Here is a 16,591-nt window from a genome sequence, read left to right as displayed (position 1 = left end):
ACTCCGTCGTGCCACTACGCCAAACGAGCGGACTGGGACACTCGAAGATTACGGCCGGGCGAAACTAGCGGCGACCGTTTAGAAGAGAGCGTCTGGAGGGCCGCCGAACGGTCGCGCCGGCGCTCAGTTCAGCGACTGCTCGAACGCCTGCGCCAAGTCCGCCTTCAGGTCCTCGACGTTCTCGATGCCGACGCTCGCGCGAATCAGGCCGTCGCGGAGTCCCGCGGCCTCGCGCTCCTCGGCCGGAATCGCGGCGTGGGTCATCGTCGCGGGTTGCTCGATGAGGCTCTCGACACCGCCCAGACTCTCGGCGAGCGTGAAGACCTCGGTGTTCGACACCACGTCGGCGGTCTCTTCGAGGCTCGCGTCCATCTCGAAGCTGACCATCCCGCCGAAGTCGTCCATCTGCGACGCGGCGAGGTCGTGGTCGGGGTGGGAGTCGAGACCGGGGTAGTAGACGCGGCTCACGTCCTCGTGGTCCTCCAGCCACTCGGCCAACTCGATTGCGTTCTCGCAGTGGCGGTCCATCCGGACCGGGAGGGTCTTCGTCCCGCGGAGGACGAGGAAGCACTCGTGGGGACCGGGCGTCGCGCCGACGCTGTTCTGGTAGAAGCCGAACCGCTCGTCCAGCTCCTCGTCATCCGTGACGAGGGCACCGCCGACCACGTCGGAGTGGCCGCCCATGTACTTCGTCAGCGAGTGGGTCACGAGGTCCGCACCGAGGTCGAGCGGACGCTGGAGATACGGCGTGGCGAAGGTGTTGTCCACTGCGCAGAGCGCGTCGTTGTCGTGGGCGATTTCGGCGGTGCTCGCGATGTCCACGACGTTGAGCAGGGGATTGGTCGGCGTCTCGACCCAGACCAGTTCCGTGTTCTCGCGCATGGCGGCCTCGGTCTCGTCCAAATCGGTCATGTCCACGAAGTCGAACTGGAGGTCGTACTGCTCGTAGACCTGCGTGAAGATGCGGTGGGTGCCGCCGTACACGTCTTCGCTGGCGACCACGTGGTCGCCCGACTCTAGCAGATTGAGGACAGTGTTGATAGCCCCCATCCCGCTGGAGAACGCGCGGCCGTACTCGCCGCCTTCGAGGCTGGCGACGTTGGCTTCGAGGTCGGTCCGCGTGGGGTTGCCCGTCCGGGAGTACTCGTAGCCGCGGTGTTCGCCCGGCGCGTCCTGCTCGTAGGTCGAGTTAGCGTGTATCGGGGTCATGAGCGCCCCGGTCTCCTCGTCGGGGTCCTGTCCGGCGTGAATCGAGCGCGTCTCGAATCTGAACTCCTCGTCGTCGGCCATACCAGAAGCGAGGGCCGGACGACAAGTTACTCTTGTCCTTCCGGCGCGCTACCCGACTCTAGGCGAGAGAAACGAGGCCGAGCAACGCGGAACGTGCCTTTTATAACGGAGACAGAACAAGAGGTGGGTACGACTATGCCGAGTTCGAACGGACCCTACCACAGCACTCGTGACAAACTCTCGAACAACCCCCGAGAGCGCGGTACGTCCCCGCCTCAGCGCGCCGTCCAGCAGTACGAGGAGGGCCAGAAGGTCCACCTCAAAATCGACCCGAGCGTCGAGAAAGGGCGTTTCCACCCTCGCTTCGACGGTCTCACCGGCGAAATCGAGGGCAAGCAGGGCGAAGCCTACAAGGTCGGCGTCAACGACCGCGGCAAGGACAAGACCCTCATCGTCACCCCCGCGCATCTGAAAGCGCAGGAATAGCATGACGATATTCAAGGAGAAGATCGACGAGGAGTACCTCACTACCGCGGAAGCCAAGGAACTCCTCTCGGACGTAGAGCAGGAGCGGGCCTTGGACGAGGACCGCGAGATGCGCTACGAACTGGCGCGGGCCATCGAGCACGTCAACCGGTTCGCAACGCTCGACGCCGAGGAGTCCCGCGAACTCGTCGAGGCACTGCTCGAACTCGACAAGGTGGACGAGCCGACCGCGTACAAGATTGCGGACGTGCTCCCGCAGGACCGCGACGAACTCCGCGCGGTGTACGCTCAAGAGCGTTACACGCTCTCGGGCGACGAACTCGACGACATCCTCGACGTCGTCGCCAAGTACGTCTGACCCACCAACTCTTTAAGTGGCTCGTGGCCGTATTCTATGACAATGAGTGAACAGAACGACGACGAAGAGCAGGTGCCGGCGGTCGTCTTGGACTACCTCCCCCACGGCCGCGCCGACGACGACAGGCCGCAGTATCAGAAGCCGGCGCTGGCGTACGCCCTCGGCATCGAGGAGTTCCGGCTCTTCGAGGTGACGCTCGAAGAGGACGTGAGCCTCACCATCACCGACCGGTTCGACGCCGACCCAGCCGACGACCTCGTGACGAACGTCACAGAAATCGAGTACGAGGACCTCTCGGGGGCCGCCCAGTCGGAACTCGAACACGCCATCCGCGACGTGGTCGAGACCGACGAGGAGCGGTTCGTGAACTTCTACAACGACGCTCAACCCATCACGCTCCGACTCCACCAGTTGAACCTCCTGCCCGGCATCGGGAAGAAACTCCGGAACAACATCTTGGAGGAGCGAAAGCGAAAGCCTTTCCAGAGCTTCGAGGACCTCGGAGAGCGAGTGTCCGGTCTCCACAACCCCAAGGAGGTGCTGGTCGAGCGCATCTTGGAGGAGATTCGCGAAGAGGACCTGAAGTACCGGACGTTCGTCCGCGTCGAAGAGCAGCAACAGGGGTAGCGAGCGGATTCGGCGGACTGGCTTTCGATGGGATTCGGCGTTCGGGTTCTATCCTGACGCTTTTCGGACGGGCCGTCGTTCGTCACTTCTCCGCAGCGGTATAATCGTGGCGAGGCGTGAGCCATCGCCGACGAAAAATCGAACCGCGCGAAGTTTCAAGTACGAAGCCGGGACGAACCCGGTCCGTGACCCGACTCGGGGCCGGGGCGTGCCAGCGGTTGCGCGGCGCGTGGCGCTCCGGATACCGGCGGACACACCGCGTCCGCCTCGTCGTCGTTCGGTCCGCTCACGACGCAGACCGCACGCGCGCCGCCTTTTAGCCCTCCGGTGAGCGCCAGCCGTCCGAATCGCGTCGTCGGTCAGTCGTCCGCGGTCACGGCCGACCGCTCGACCTCGATTTCGCCGTCGTCCAGTTCCTGCTCGACCTCTCGGGCCGCCTGCACGAGGTTGGCCATCTTCTCGTAAGCCACTTCGCGCGGAAGCAGTTTCACGCCGCAGTCCGGGCTGACGGTCAACTGCTCGGGCGGCACGACTTCGAGTCCCTTCTGGATGTTCTCCTTGATTTCGGGCACCGTCTCCACGTCGGCGTCGTGGGCGTCCACCACGCCGAGCGCGAGGTCCGCGGTGAACTCGGGGTCCTTGAACACGTCCAACTGCTCGTAGTCGCCGTTGGCGAGTTCGAGGTCGAACTCGTCTACCGGGAAGTCCAGAATCTCGGGGTAGATGCGCGAGTAGTCGCCGTAGCAGACGTGGAGTCCGATGCGCACGTCCTCGGGAATCCCGTCGGCGATACGCTCCAGACAGTCGCCGACGATGGCGTGGTCGTCGGGCGTCGTCGCCAGCGCGGGTTCGTCTATCTGGACGTAGCGAGCGCCGGCCTCGACTAGTTTCTCTATCTCCTCGTTCACGAGGTCCGCGAGGTCGTGGGCCAGCGCCTCGGTGTCGTCGTAGGCCTCGTTGAAGCTCCAGTTCGCCAGCGTGTACGGGCCGGTGATGGGCACCTTGACCGGCTTGTCGGTGACGCTCGCGGTGAACTCGTACTCGTCCACAAGCCACGACTCGTCGTACTCGACTTCGGAGACGACCGAGGGCTTGTCGAAGGTGTTGTGCCCCCACACCTTCACGGGACCGTTGAACTCGTAGCCGTCGATGCGGTGGGCGAAGAACTCGACCATCTCGTTGCGGCGCATCTCGCCGTCCACCACCACGTCGAGACCGGCGCGCTCGTGTTCGTCCGTGATGAGCCGCGCGGCGTCGTCCTTGGCCTCGTTCCACGCGTCGTCGTCGAAATCCGCGTCCTCGTCCTCGTGGAGGTCGCGGGCGCGGTCCAGCCACTTGGGCTTGGGATAGCTACCGACGACGGTCGTCAGCAGGAAGTGGTCGTTGGGGTGATTCGGCGGTCGGAACTGGTCTCGGTTCTGGCTCATGCTTTCACCTCTGCGAGGTCGGTCGCTTCGCCGAGCGCGGCGAGCTTCTCCTCGAACGTCGAGTAGGGCAGGTAGAACAGTTCGGTGTTCGGCGTCAGATACACCGTCTCGAAGTCGGCCGCCGGGGTGTTCTCGACCAGCCAGTCGGCGCGCTCGGAGATGGCTTCCGAGTCCTCGACCAGCGTGTTCTGGCCGTCCACGACGCCCGCCGCGATGGAGTCTTTCGTGCCGTACTCGTTGATGTTGTAGAGGTTGTCCTCGGAGTTCGACACGAAGTCGTAGCCCAGCGCGTCGAAGTCGGCGTCGAGTAGGTGCGCGTGGACCTTCTCGTCCAGTGCGCCCCAGTAAGTGTGGACGACGACGTCCGTATCCGAACCTACCGCGTTCGCGACGGTATCGACGGCCTCGCTCGCGCGCTCGTCCTCGCCCTCGCCCGGCGCGTTCTCGACCAGCGACGGTTCGAGGACGAACAGGGTCTCGACCTCGGGGAACGCCTCGATTTCCCCGGCGAGGAAGTCGGCCACCGCGTCCAGGAACGCGGCGTCGTCGCCGTAGTACTCGTCGGTGGCGAGGTCGGCCAGCGAGTACGGGCCGGGGACGACGGCCTGTAGCGAGTCGTCGTCCGCGAACTCGCTCGCGGCTTCTAACTCGCCGGCTACGTCACCGTCGAAGGTCAACTCGTCGGTCACGACCGGCTCTCGGTAGAAGTTGTTGTTGTCGTAGTACCGGACGATGCCGCGAGTCTCCACGGCGTCGTGGACCGCGAGCGGATGCGCGAGCATGTCGTCCCATCGGAGCTGTCCTTCGACCACGCGGTCGAGTCCGGCGGACTGCTGGCGGTCGAGGACCTCCTCGCGCGCCTCGTCGTAGACCGCGACGACCTCCTCGCCCTCGTCGCCGTCTACGAGGTCGTGTTTCTGATGGCCTTTCAGGTCGGCCAAGTCGTCCTTGGCCCAGTCCGGGAGCGGATACACTCCCGGCGTCGTTGCGATGTATTCGGTCATGTACCCACGACTACGAAATGACGATGCTTAATATTTTCCACTTCGGAAATTACTGTCGGGCATAGTCAATTGGTGACACGCCGCACGAATCGACGGAAACGTATTTCGGTCGGCTCCCGGACGTGTTAGACATGGAGAATTTCACGACCGCGGTCGCGGTCGCATTCGTCGTCGGTACCGTCGTCGGGGCGGTCGGATGGGTCGGGTTCGGTGCGCCACTCGGACAGGCCGACTCGGACCCCGGTCCCGACCCCGAATCACCGCCGGTCTCGGTTGGCAAGTCGGGTGGCGGTTGCCTCGACACCCGCGCGAACGCCGGGTGGGTCCACGAGGTCGCTGTCGGCCACTCGTTCGCGGTGACACTCAACGCCACCGTGGTCCACGAGCGCGGGCAGACGGTGGACGCGACGGTGACGCAGGTGACGCCGGGCGCGTACCGAATCGACCTCCGGACGGTCGCCGAGGAGCCGCGCACGTCCGACGAGAGGAAGAGCGAGTCACCTCCGGAAGGCTGTCGCGTGGCGACCGACCTGCGGTTGAGCGCGAGTCTGCCGACCGACTACCGGAGCTTCGAGGTCACGATAGACGGCCGGACGCTCCTGACTGCCGAGAACGAGGACACCACGGCCGACCTCTACCGGTTGCCGAACCCCATCAACGCCACCACTTCGGCGGCCGCGACGTCAACCGCGACGACCCCGACAGCAACCACGACGACCCCGACGGTAACCGCGACCGCAGACACCGCCACGACCGCGGCTTAACGCAGGAGTTTCAGCACGGTCAGCGTCTCGAAGGGGAACGACTCGTCGCGGAGCGCGACCGCCGAGAAGCCCTCCCGCTCGGCGAGGGCGACGACCTCCTCGACGCCCGTGAGACTGCTGACCAGCAGGTAGACCGCGCCGTCGGGCGCGAGAGCGCGCCCGACCGCTTCGAGGAACGGTTCGATGACCTTCCGGCCGTCCTCGCCGCCCGAGAGCGCGACCTCCATCCAGTCGTCGCGCTCGTCGTCGGGGTCGGTCGGGAGATAGGGCGGATTGAACAGCACGGCGTCGAAGGCGTCGTCTCGGAAGGGGTCGAGCAGGTCGGCCCGGACCGCCTCGACGCCGCGCTCGCGGGCCTGTCGGCAGGCGTGGGGGTTGAGGTCCGACCCGAGGACGCGTAGACCGGTCTCGTCGGCGACCGTCTCCGCGACGTAGCCCGACCCGGTGCCGACCTCCAGCGCGAGCGAGGCGTCGTCGGTCGGCGGGGTCTCCGTCGAGGTGTTTCGGAGGTCGGTGACCGCGGCGTCGGCCAGCAAGTGCGAGTCCTCGGCCGGTTGGTAGACTTCGGTCTCGGCGTCCCGTCGGTCGGCGAGGTCGGTCACCGCTCTCTCACCTCGTCCGGTTCCGACGCGTCCTCGGTCACGCCACCCGACGTGGTCCCGCCGTCCGCGGTTCCGCCGTCCGCGGTCGCTTCCGGCAGGTCGGTCTCGTCGGCGACGCGGAAGCCGCCCGACTCCTGTCGGCCGGTGAGTTCGCGCTGAGGGAACGGAATCTTGACGCCCTCGCGGTCGAAGGTCTCCTTGACCGACTCGATGACGGCGGTGCGGGCGCGCCACTGCCTGCGGGCGCTGGGCTTGTCTATCCAGCACCGCAGGACGAGCGTGACCGCCGAGTCGCCGAACTCTTTGAGGACGACCTTCGGCGTCGGCACGGTCAGCACCTCGTCCAAGTCCTTCATCGTCTCCTCGGCGAGTTCGGCCGCCCGCTCCACGTCGGCCTCGTAATCGACGCCGACCTCGACCTCGATGCGCAGACGACCCTTCCGGCTCTTGTTGACTATCTTCTCGCCGCTCACGATGTCGTTGGGTATCATGACGTACTCGCCGGCGAACGTCTGGATGCGTGTGTTGACGATAGAGATGTCGGTCACGATGCCCTCCTCGTCGTCTACCTCCACCCAATCGCCGATTTCGAAGGGCCGTGAAAACATCAGCACGAATCCGGCGAGCAGGGCACCGAGCGTCTGGCGGGCGGCCATACCGACGACGATGCCGAGGAAGCCGGCACCGACCAGCAGGCCGCTGAGGTTCACCTTCCAGAGACCGAGGATGATGGACACGGCCGAGACGTACACCGTGAGCTGCGAGACGCGGTAGACGATTTCGCTCTGGTGCTGGCTGATGGTGTCGTGGCCATCGACGAATCGGTCGATGGCCTTCTTGACGAACCCGGTGACGATGTACGCGCCCGCCAGCACGGCCAGCGCGAGGAATATCGCGAACCCCTTCCCGGCGGTGGCGTTGATTCGGTCGAGGGCTTGGGCGGCGTTCGTGCCCTGATTCCAGAGGACGACGAGGCTGATCGTCGCTACGAGGGCACCGCCGACGAGCGAGGCGAACAACACCACGTCGCCGACGTGTTGGGGGAACCGCCGCCGGAGCCTCGGCCGGACGTACCGCGTCGCCCAGACCGCAGCGACGCCGGCGAGGAGGATGAGCGCGGTCGCCGCTATCTTCTCGGCCTGGCTGAAGTTCGCCAGTTGGTCGATGGTCGAGAGTAAGCCGCTGAGGGGACCCCTCACCCGTTCTCACCTCCGTCGAGGCCGTACTCGGCGGCGACCGTCGCGAGCGCGGCGAACGTCTCGGGCGGAATCTTGCCCGCGCGCTTTCCGAGTACGTCGGGGTCCAGTTCGGTCTTCCCCTCCGCGATGGCCGCGACCGGCGCGTCGGCGTCGTCCAGCCCCGAGATGTGGCCGGTGTTCCGAATCGCGTTCCGGAGCGTCTTGCGCCGCTGGGTGAAGACGGCCTTCACGAACCGGAGGAAGAACGCCTCGTCCTCGACCTCGTAGTCGGGGGCGCGCGGCGTCGTCCGGACGATGGCGCTCTCGACCTCCGGCGGCGGCGAGAACGCCTCCTTCGGCACGGGTTCGACCACTTCCACGTCGGCGTAGTGCTGAGCGCTCACCGAGAGGCGACCGTAGTCGTCGGTGCCCACGTCGGCGGCCATGCGCTCGGCGAACTCCTTCTGGAACATCAACAGCGTCGGCTTCCCGCGCGGGAGGAGTCGGAAGGTGATCTCGCTGGAGACGCCGTAGGGGAGATTCGAGATGCAGGCGGTGAAGTCGGGGAGTTCGACGTCGAGCGCGTCGCCCGAGACGACCGTCAGGCGACCCGCGGCGATTTCGTCGGCGAACTCCTCGCGCAGGAACGCGGCGAGGTCGCGGTCGCGCTCTATCACGGTCACTTCGTCGGCGACCCCGAGCAGACGGTCGGTCAGCGCGCCGGTCCCCGGCCCGATTTCGAGGACGTGCGAGAGGTCGAAGTCGGCCTCCTCGGCGTAGTCGGGCAACCGGTCGAGAACCCGGTCGTCCACGAGGAAGTGCTGGTCCCGGTCCGGGTTCCCCCGGACGCCCGCCCGCCTGAGCAGGGCGTCGGGGTTCCGGGGCGCGTCGCGTGCGTCGGTCATATTGTCTCCGGGTAGAAACCGGAGGTGGGTAAAGCCACCGAGTCTCTGAGACGGACCGCGTAGTCTCTCGGCCGCTCGTCAGACGACGCCCCGGACCAGCGACCCGAGCGCGGAGAGACCGACCGGAATCCCGACGCTCAGATACAGCAGGCGGCCCATCCCGGCGTACTGGAGCAGCACGCCGTTCGCGGCGACGAGTCCGGCGAACGCCGCCCACGCGAGCAGTCCGAGTCCCGCTCCGGCCGCGAGCGCGCGCTTGAGGTCCTTCGAGGCGAGACCGACCAGCGCGCCGCCCAACAGGAAGCCGTACCAGTGGACCCACGCCGCCGCGAGTCCGACCGCCGCGCCGCCGACGAGCGCGGCCCACCGCGCTCGTCGGTCGCCCCGAATCTCGGCCAGCGCGCTCCCGAGCGGACCCGTGTCGCCGGAACTCGTACCTTGGTCTCCGAGCAAGCCACTCATCGGTCGCCCTCCGAGTCGGTGGCCTCGAACGTGATGGCCGTCTCGCCGCGAATCTCGCGGCTCATCGGTTTGTACTTACCGTCGGCCCACAGGCGGAGTTGGTCGTGGTAGTGGTCCGAGAAGTACTCCCCGGAGTTGCCGCCCGGCAGGACGCAGACCGACTGCTCGCGCTCGGCCATCGGGCAGACCTGCCGCCAACTGCTCCCGACCGCGGACTCCTTCCGGTAGTTGTTCAGCGTGTTTGCCGACCCGTCGGTCGGGTACGCGGGATAGTTCAGAAACGGTTGGTCGAACGGGTGGGTGACGGCCGCCGTGGTGTTGTAGTCGCCGTAGGTCGCGCCGTCCTCGATGTCGTCCAGCGCGTCGCGGAGCGCCCGGACCATCACCGCCGCGCGGCCCTCGTCGCCGAACCACCGACTGTCCGCGGGCAGGGTCGCCAGCACCAAGTCGTTCGGGTAGTACGACTCGTCGAGGCCCGCCGCCTCGAACTCGTCGCCGAAGGTCGCCTCGCGGAACCGCTCGAACCACGTCCGGAAGACGAGCGCCGCGCGCGAGTCCCGCACCATCCGGCCGTCCCAGTCCCGGAGCGTCGAGACGACACCGCCGAGACCGTCCTCGCCTTCTGCGGCCGCGACGAGTTCGTCCACGACCTGCTCGGCACGGGCCGACTTCGCGTCGCGCTGTATCCGGCGCATGAACGCGGGGTCCATCGGCTTCTCCGAGTCGGCGCGCCTATCGAGCAGTTCGTAGAGGCGCTGGCCTCGGTACGGCGTCGCGTAGCGCTCGCCGACGTAGTGCTGCGGGTCGTCCGTGATGCGCTGGTTCGCCGTGCCGAGGTAGTCCGGGTTCCGGACGTGGGGCTTCTCGTCGAAGGGGACGAACCCCTCCCACGACGAGACGCCGAACGGTTGGAAGCCCTCCCACTCGGCCTCGCCCGCCGACCCGTCGAAGACGCGCGTTCCCCAGACCTCCTCGCCGTCTATCGTGCGAATCGGAATCTTCCCCGTGACGTAGAACAGGGTGTTCCCCTCGCGGTCGGCATAGACGACGTTCTGGGTCGGCAGGTCCATCTTCTCGGTCGCCGCGAGGAAGTCCTCGACGCCCTCCGTCTCGCTGTACTCGCGAATCGCCGCCGAGGTCCGGGTCGCGGTGTGGCCGGTCCACGAGACGCCGACCCGCTGGCCCTCGCGTTCGAGGAGCGGCCCGTGGACCGTCTTCCGGACCGTGACCGTCCGGTCGTCGCCGTCGCTGACTGTGATGGTCTTCTCCTCGGTCTCGAACTCGCGCCACTCGCCCTCGTAGCGGTACCGGTCGCCCGACTCGTCGGTCTCGTAGCTGTAGAAGTCGATGACGTCGGCCCCGCTGTTGGTGAACCCCCACGCGCCCGAGTCGTTCTCACCGATGACGACGAACGGGACGCCCGGAAACGTCACGCCTCGGACGCTCACGTCGTCGGTCCGGAGGTTCATCTCGTACCAGACCGGCGGTGCCATCAGCGAGAGGTGCGGGTCGTTGGCGACGATGGGCGACCCGCTGGCGGTCTGGCCGCCCGAGACGACCCAACTGTTCGACCCGACACCGGGCGGCGACTCGAACGCCGAGAGCCAGTCGAGGAGGTCGCCGCCCTCGAATTCGCCCGACGGCGTGACCGTCCGGCGAGACTCGCGGGTCTGCGCGGCGTCGGTTCCGCCGTCGTTCGCACCGTCAGAGTCCGACCTGACGATGGGCGAGTCGTGGTCCATTCGGAAGGGGTAGAGTTCGTCTACGGCGTCCTCGCTCAGTTTCCGGGCCAGTCGCTCGCGCCGGAGGGTCCAGAAACTCCCGGTCAGTCCCCACGAAATCTGCTGTTCCATCAGCATCGTGTCGGTCGGAGTCCACGGGTCGGGTTCGTAGTCCAGCAGGCCGAATTCGAGCGGCAGGGCCTCCCGCTCGCGGCAGGCGTTGACGCCCTCGGCGAACGCTTCGACCGCCTCGCCGGTCGGGGTCCCGTCGAGCAGTTCGAGGTTCGCTTCCGCGCCGCCCACGAAGTCCATCTTCACGTGGAACTCGTCGGAGTCGAGCGCGCGCTCGCCGACCACTTCCGAGAGGTCCCCGCGCATGACCCGGCGCTGGAGGTCCATCTGGAAGAGTCGGTCGGCGGCCTGCGCGTAGCCGACCGCGAAGTAGAGGGCCTTCTCGCCCGAGGAGCCACCGTCCCCGGTTTCGACGTGCGCGGTCCCGTAGTCGTCGTAGCGCACCGTGGCCGGGCCGTAGGGACTCTCGACGCGCCGGTTCGTCCGGTCGGTCGCGTCCCGCCACGCCGACCCGGAGAAGGGCGCGAACCTGTCGAGATACCCCCTGACGGGCGAGAGCGACCCGCCGACCGCGCCGCCACCGACGATGGCGGCGACGAGCGCGCGCCGCGTGGTATCGATATCCATACCGGGGTGTGGCGGTTCGCACATAAAATCGCTGTTCCACGCGACGTGAGTTGTTGGGCGTTGTTGCGGTCCGAAGCTTCGAAATCGAACGTGTAGAGGGCAGTAGCCGACCACTCGGCACGGAGGCGCTCGATGACGCAGACCACCAGCGAACGCTACCCGCCACAGACCACTGTCTGGGTGGACTGAAAGGGGCCGCGCGCTCGCGGTTACGCGAGCGCGTGGGGGCTTTCTACACGGTCTTTCGGGTGGTCTCGTCGGTCGTTCTCACGAGAAAGTGACTCGATATCGAGTCGGCAGGAGCGTTCTAAACTGTCTTCTCGGTTCAGAGCGGTTTCGTCAGAATCAGCCCGTCCACGCCGCGGCGCACGAGCGCCCACGCGAGCGCCTGCGACCCGACCGGCCACGCGTGGACCTCCATACCGGCGTCGTGGGCGCGCTCCACGACGTCGGTGGCGAAACAGAGCGTCCAGTGGGGGTTGGCGTACTCGCAGTCGAGCGTCGCGGCGGTCTCGAAGTTGGCCTCGGGACGCACGTCGAAGTTGAACGCCAGCGGCATCTCCTCGTCCAACATCCGGGTGCGCCAGAGCGGGTCGGGGTGAAGCGAGGAGATCACCACGTCGTTTTCGACGCCCTCCAGCGCGGCGAGCAGGTCCGCGACCACGCCGGTCTCCTTGATTTCGATATTGAGGTCCACGTCCGACGGCACCGCGGCCAGCACCTCGGTCAGCAAGGGGATACCGCAGTCCGAGTCCTCGACGTGGAGGTCGGCGAGTTCGGTCGCCGACAGGTCGCCGACCTCGCCGTGGCCGTCCGTGACGAGTTCGACCTCGTTCCAGTGGGAGACGACGAGTTCGCCCGTCCCGCACCGCTGGACGTCGATTTCCACCGCGTCGGCGAACCGCGAGGCACGCCGGGCGGCACAGACGGTGTTCTCGGGATGCTGGTCGCCGAACCCTCGGTGGGCAGTTATCTGCACGTCGGGTGGTTCGTTCCGGACGGAAAAGGGACTGGCGGCTAGTCGGCGTCGTCGAGACCCGGACTACTCGCGCCGGAGACGCCGGCGTCGCCACTTCGGAGTCGGAGAAGTAACGAAAGAAAACGAACCGAACGGGCCGCGTTACGTCGTTACTCGTACAGCCACGTCTCGTCGATGCGCTCGTAATCGACCAGTTCCTCCTCGTCGAAGAACAGGTCGATTTCGCGCTCGTTCGCGCCTTCGTCCTCGTGGTCGGAGCCGTGGATGACGTTGCGACCGAGGTCGAGACCGTAGTCGCCGCGGATGGTGCCGGGCGCGGACTCGGCCGGGTCGGTTTCGCCCATCATCTTGCGGACCTGTCGGGTCGCGTCCTGGCCTTCCCAGACCATGGCGAAGACGGGACCGGACGTGATGAAATCCACGAGACCCTCGAAGAACGGCTTGCCCTCGTGCTCGCCGTAGTGTTCGTGAGCGAGGTCCTCGCTCATCTGCATGAACTTCCCGGCGACCATCTTCAGGCCGCGCTCCTCGAATCGGGAGACGATCTCCCCGATGAGGCCGCGCTGGACCCCGTCGGGCTTGACCATCACGAAGGTGCGTTCGGTCTCGTCGCTCATTCTTCGGTCCCCTCTGCGGCGTTGCCGTCCTCGGTCCATTCGAGGTCGCGGGGTTCGCGGCCGAGGTCGGCGTTCTTCTCGCACTTCGCCGAGCAGAAGTGGACCGTACTGCCGTCCGTGCGGACGAACATCGTGCCCGTGCCGGGCTCGATGTCGTCGCCACAGAAGTCACAGACTCGGGATTGGGGCATTGGTTACTGACCTCCGATGGAGTCGGCTTCGCGTGCGGTCTCGCGCAGTTGCAAGACGTCGCCCTCGCGGACGGGGCCGAGGCAGTTCCGCGTGATGATGCGGCCCTGATTCTCGCCCTCTCGGATGCGGCACTTGACCTGCATGGCCTCGCCGTGCATCCCCGTCTTGCCGACGATCTCTATCACTTCGGCGGGCGTGGAGCCTTCTTCTTCGGATTCCTCTGCGCTCATGACTCAACCACCTCAGCGAAGTTCCTCGACCTTGTCGGCGATGTCCTCGACGTCGTCTTCGGCCTCGCCGGCGTCGGTGACCGCCGCGGCGGCGCTCCCGACTTCGAGTCCGGCGGCGTGACCGATGTCGTCCTGCGTCTCGACGAAGATGAAGGGGATGCCCTTCTCGTCGGCGAGTTCCGGCAGGTGCATGACGATCTCCTCCGGCTGGACGTCTTCGGCGATGTAGACGAGGTCGGCGTTACCGCGCTCGACCGCCTTGGTCGTCTCGTTGGTTCCTTTCTTGACGGTTCCGGTGTCTCGTGCGACCTCGAGCGCCTCGACGGCGCGGTCTTGGAGGTCGGCTGGGACGTCGAAGTTTACGTACACTGGCATAGGTTGTTCACCTCCCTGCACGTCGGCTCAGGCTCCCCTGCCGGGCGTATCCTGTGCGGCTAGGAGCATCATCAACCGCGCGCAGGTCGTATCCTTGCGTAGTTCGTCACCCCTTAAAAGCGCTTTCAAATGCGGCGACGGCGTGCGAAACGAACACACGCAACTCCGAGCAGACGGCGGTCGGAGCGCGGTGCGAAATTCCCTTACCCGACTCGCGCCAACGCTCGGACATGACTCTCGAATCGGTCGCCGCCGCGCTCCGCGAGGAGGCCCGCGCGACCGACGAACGCCGACTGCTCGTCCTCACGGGCGACCGCGACGCCTGCTACGCGGCCGCGGACGCCGCGCTCGACGCGGCCGGAATCGACCGCGAGGCGACGACGCTTGTCGGCACGGGCAGTCTCGGATGCGAGCGGGTCGGCCCCGAACGCGCCGACCGCCTGCTCGGGACCACCCGCGACTGCGTGGTGTTCGACGCGCACGCCGACTTTCGGCCGAACGCGCTCGGCCGGGTCGTGGGCGCGGTGGACGGCGGCGGCCTGCTCGTCCTGCTCGCGCCGTCACTTGACTCGTGGCCCGACCAGCGGACCGACTTCGACCGGACGCTGGCGGTTCCGCCCGACGAGGTGGCGGACGTGACGGGCAACTTCCGGCGGCGCTTCGCCGAGACCCTGCGCGACCACCCCGGTATCGCGGTGGTCGAAGTGACCGACCACGGGACCGGGGTGGACGCCGAACTCGGCGTCCGTGTCGAGCGCGACGGACTGACCCACCCCGCGCCGAGGCTCGCGACCGCGGACGACGGACGGGGCGACCCGCCCGCCGACCGCGACTTCCCCGACGCGGCCTACGACGCCTGTCTCACCGGCGACCAGATGAACGTGGTTCGGGAGTTGGAGGCGCTTCGAGACGGTGGCGCGGGAGGCGACCCCGGCGACCAGCGCGCCGACCCGGAGCAGACCGCGGTCGTCGTGGAGGCCGACCGCGGCCGCGGCAAGTCCAGCGCGGCGGGCATCGCGGCCGGGAGTCTGGCGGCCGAGGGCGCGGACGTGCTGGTCACGGCCCCGGAGTACCGGAGCTGTCGGGAGGTGTTCGTCCGCGCGGCCGCGCTGCTCGAGACGCTCGGGGTCGAAATCGAGACCGACCGCGACCCGCCGCGCGAGGTTCGAGTCGTGGGCGAGTCGGGCGAGCGCGAAGACGCCGACCGCCCGAGCGGCGGCCGAGTCCGGTTCGCGCCCCCGACCGAGGCCGCGAATTCGCTAGCCGGCGATTCCGGCACGCCGGAATCGCCGACTACCCCGGACGCCTCCCGTTCCCCGGACGCCGTGTTCGTGGACGAGGCGGCCGCGCTCTCGGTCCGACTGCTCGAACGCTTCTTGGCCGCCTCAAAGGTCGCGTTCACGACGACGATTCACGGCTACGAGGGCGCGGGCCGGGGGTTCTCGGTCCGATTCCGCGACCGCCTCGCCGAGAGCGACCACGAGGTCGTGGAGGCGAGTCTCGCCGACCCCATCCGCTACGCCGCGGGCGACCCCGTGGAGGTCTGGGCCTTCCGCGCGCTCCTGCTCGACGCCCGGCCGCCCGTGGACGCGGCGGTCGCCGACGCGGACCCCGAGTCGGTCGCCTATCGCACCCTCTCGGCCGAGGACCTGCTCGCCGACGAGACCCTGCTCCGGGAGGTGTTCGGCCTGCTCGTGCTGGCCCACTATCGGACCGAACCAGACGACCTCGCGCGACTGCTGGACGCGCCGAACCTGACGGTTCGGGCGCTCGTGCGGGAGGGCGGTGCGACCGGGCGAACCGACGAGGAGACCGGGCAGACCTGCGAGGGAACCGGCCACACCGACGACGAGACCGGTCGAAACCACGTCGTCGCGGTCGCCCTGCTCGCGCGCGAGGGCGGTCTGCCCGCGGACGTGCGCGAACACATGTACGAAGGCGGTCGCGTGCGGGGCAACATGCTCCCCGACGTGCTGACCTCCCAACTCCGCGACGAGGCTGCCGGAATTCCGGTCGGGCGGCGCGTCATGCGCATCGCCACCCACCACGCCGTCCGGTCGCGGGGTCTCGGCTCGCGGCTCCTCGGGGAGATTCGCCGGGAGTTCGAGGGCGAACTCGACTGGCTCGGCGTCGGCTACGGCGCGACTCCCGACCTCCTGCGGTTCTGGCGCGCGAACGGCTACCGGACCGTTCAGCTCTCGACCACCAGAAACGACACTAGCGGCGAGTACTCCGCGCTCATGCTCGACCCGCTGAGCGAGGACGGGGCGGACCTCCACGACCGCCACGCCGCGTGGTTCGCCTCCCGAGTCGCCTCGATGCTGGCCGACCCGCTCCGGGACGCCGACCCCGACGTGGTCCGCGAACTCCTCCGGTCGGTCGATGCGCGGGTCGAACTCGACCTCTCGGCGTGGGACTGGCGGGCGGTCGCGGCCAGCGCGTACGGGCCCGGGCTCTACGACGCCGCGCCGCGGCCCTTCCGCCGGGTCGCGCTCCGGTACTTCGTGGACGCGGGCGACGACGCGGATTCGCTCTCGGCCCGCGAGGAGCGCCTCCTCGTCCGGAAGGTGTTGCAGGGCCACCCGTGGCCTAGAGTGGCCGACGAACTGGGGTTCCACTCGGCGGGCCAGTGCATGCGTGCGCTCGGCGACGCCTACGAACCGCTGGTGGACCGCTACGGCGACGACGCGGCGATGGAGGAGAAGCGACGCTACGCGGAACGAGAGTAGCGAGTA

The 16,591-nt window shown here is 67.6% G+C and carries 18 protein-coding genes; 5 read left to right on the top strand and 13 right to left on the bottom strand.

The features are described from left to right. Window positions 1-123: 123 nt before the first annotated feature. Window positions 124-1,290 (bottom strand): cystathionine gamma-synthase, encoded by a 1,167-nt coding sequence (locus M0R88_RS16460; protein WP_248654510.1) that lies wholly within the window; start codon window positions 1,288-1,290, stop codon window positions 124-126. 135 nt (window positions 1,291-1,425) lie between these two features. On the opposite strand from M0R88_RS16460, the gene M0R88_RS16455 reads away from it, so the two are divergent. Genes M0R88_RS16455 through M0R88_RS16445 form a run of 3 tightly spaced genes read left to right on the top strand, consistent with a single transcriptional unit; the run spans window position 1,426 to window position 2,701 of the window. Further along, window positions 1,426-1,716: a 50S ribosomal protein L21e gene (locus M0R88_RS16455; protein WP_248654509.1), complete on the top strand. Its 291-nt coding sequence runs from the start codon at window positions 1,426-1,428 to the stop codon at window positions 1,714-1,716. Between the two features lies 1 nt (window position 1,717). Beyond that, window positions 1,718-2,074: an RNA polymerase Rpb4 family protein gene (locus M0R88_RS16450; RefSeq protein WP_248654508.1), complete on the top strand. Its 357-nt coding sequence runs from the start codon at window positions 1,718-1,720 to the stop codon at window positions 2,072-2,074. Between the two features lie 42 nt (window positions 2,075-2,116). Then, window positions 2,117-2,701 carry a DUF655 domain-containing protein gene (locus M0R88_RS16445; RefSeq protein ID WP_248654507.1) on the top strand — a complete coding sequence of 195 codons (585 nt, stop codon included), beginning with the start codon at window positions 2,117-2,119 and terminating at the stop codon, window positions 2,699-2,701. A 359-nt stretch (window positions 2,702-3,060) separates the two neighbouring features. Here the strand turns inward: M0R88_RS16445 and M0R88_RS16440 are convergent, their stop codons facing one another. Together M0R88_RS16440 and M0R88_RS16435 are read right to left on the bottom strand one after the other, a co-directional pair. Next, window positions 3,061-4,128: a methionine synthase gene (locus M0R88_RS16440; protein ID WP_248654506.1), complete on the bottom strand. Its 1,068-nt coding sequence runs from the start codon at window positions 4,126-4,128 to the stop codon at window positions 3,061-3,063. Beyond that, complete coding sequence (locus M0R88_RS16435; RefSeq protein WP_248654505.1) at window positions 4,125-5,132, bottom strand: 5-methyltetrahydropteroyltriglutamate--homocysteine methyltransferase; 1,008 nt, start codon at window positions 5,130-5,132, stop codon at window positions 4,125-4,127. The genes M0R88_RS16440 and M0R88_RS16435 overlap by 4 nt, the downstream gene beginning before the upstream one ends. A gap of 131 nt (window positions 5,133-5,263) precedes the next feature. On the opposite strand from M0R88_RS16435, the gene M0R88_RS16430 reads away from it, so the two are divergent. Beyond that, on the top strand, window positions 5,264-5,896 hold the full coding sequence (locus tag M0R88_RS16430; protein ID WP_248654504.1) for a hypothetical protein: 633 nt from the start codon (window positions 5,264-5,266) through the stop codon (window positions 5,894-5,896). On the opposite strand, the gene M0R88_RS16425 is transcribed toward M0R88_RS16430, so the two are convergent. From M0R88_RS16425 to rpl7ae, 10 genes are all read right to left on the bottom strand, one after another. After that, a complete protein-coding gene (locus M0R88_RS16425) occupies window positions 5,893-6,498 on the bottom strand; it encodes a HemK2/MTQ2 family protein methyltransferase (RefSeq protein ID WP_248654503.1) in 606 nt (201 codons plus the stop codon). The genes M0R88_RS16430 and M0R88_RS16425 overlap by 4 nt on opposite strands. Next, window positions 6,495-7,697, bottom strand: coding sequence for a mechanosensitive ion channel family protein (locus M0R88_RS16420; protein WP_248654502.1), 1,203 nt, complete (start codon window positions 7,695-7,697; stop codon window positions 6,495-6,497). Before M0R88_RS16420 ends, M0R88_RS16425 begins: the two co-directional genes overlap by 4 nt. Next, window positions 7,694-8,581: a 16S ribosomal RNA methyltransferase A gene (locus tag M0R88_RS16415; protein WP_248654501.1), complete on the bottom strand. Its 888-nt coding sequence runs from the start codon at window positions 8,579-8,581 to the stop codon at window positions 7,694-7,696. The genes M0R88_RS16420 and M0R88_RS16415 overlap by 4 nt, the downstream gene beginning before the upstream one ends. A 78-nt stretch (window positions 8,582-8,659) precedes the next feature. Beyond that, on the bottom strand, window positions 8,660-9,043 hold the full coding sequence (locus tag M0R88_RS16410; RefSeq protein ID WP_248654500.1) for a hypothetical protein: 384 nt from the start codon (window positions 9,041-9,043) through the stop codon (window positions 8,660-8,662). Next, the gene (locus M0R88_RS16405) at window positions 9,040-11,463 is read right to left on the bottom strand and encodes a penicillin acylase family protein (RefSeq protein WP_248654499.1); all 2,424 of its coding nucleotides are present in this window, start codon (window positions 11,461-11,463) and stop codon (window positions 9,040-9,042) included. Before M0R88_RS16405 ends, M0R88_RS16410 begins: the two co-directional genes overlap by 4 nt. Window positions 11,464-11,788: 325 nt before the next feature. Continuing rightward, a complete protein-coding gene (locus M0R88_RS16400) occupies window positions 11,789-12,442 on the bottom strand; it encodes a glycerophosphodiester phosphodiesterase (RefSeq protein ID WP_248654498.1) in 654 nt (217 codons plus the stop codon). Window positions 12,443-12,591: 149 nt separating this feature from the next. Next, window positions 12,592-13,059 (bottom strand): nucleoside-diphosphate kinase, encoded by a 468-nt coding sequence (ndk, locus tag M0R88_RS16395; protein WP_248654497.1) that lies wholly within the window; start codon window positions 13,057-13,059, stop codon window positions 12,592-12,594. Then, a complete protein-coding gene (locus M0R88_RS16390) occupies window positions 13,056-13,250 on the bottom strand; it encodes a 50S ribosomal protein L24e (protein WP_248654496.1) in 195 nt (64 codons plus the stop codon). The genes ndk and M0R88_RS16390 overlap by 4 nt, the downstream gene beginning before the upstream one ends. Window positions 13,251-13,253: 3 nt before the next feature. Further along, complete coding sequence (locus tag M0R88_RS16385) at window positions 13,254-13,481, bottom strand: 30S ribosomal protein S28e (RefSeq protein ID WP_135854672.1); 228 nt, start codon at window positions 13,479-13,481, stop codon at window positions 13,254-13,256. 12 nt (window positions 13,482-13,493) lie between these two features. Then, window positions 13,494-13,856: a 50S ribosomal protein L7Ae gene (rpl7ae, locus tag M0R88_RS16380; protein WP_248654495.1), complete on the bottom strand. Its 363-nt coding sequence runs from the start codon at window positions 13,854-13,856 to the stop codon at window positions 13,494-13,496. A gap of 230 nt (window positions 13,857-14,086) precedes the next feature. Here rpl7ae and M0R88_RS16375 point away from each other — a divergent pair, with 230 nt between their 5' ends. Further along, complete coding sequence (locus M0R88_RS16375; RefSeq protein WP_248654494.1) at window positions 14,087-16,585, top strand: tRNA(Met) cytidine acetyltransferase TmcA domain-containing protein; 2,499 nt, start codon at window positions 14,087-14,089, stop codon at window positions 16,583-16,585. Window positions 16,586-16,591 lie beyond the last annotated feature (6 nt).

It is taken from the genome of Halorussus gelatinilyticus (assembly GCF_023238445.1).
Classification (GTDB): Archaea; Halobacteriota; Halobacteria; order Halobacteriales; family Haladaptataceae; genus Halorussus; species Halorussus gelatinilyticus.
The sequence above is the reverse complement of the archived record's forward strand: the minus strand, read 5'-3'. Positions and strand labels throughout refer to the sequence as shown.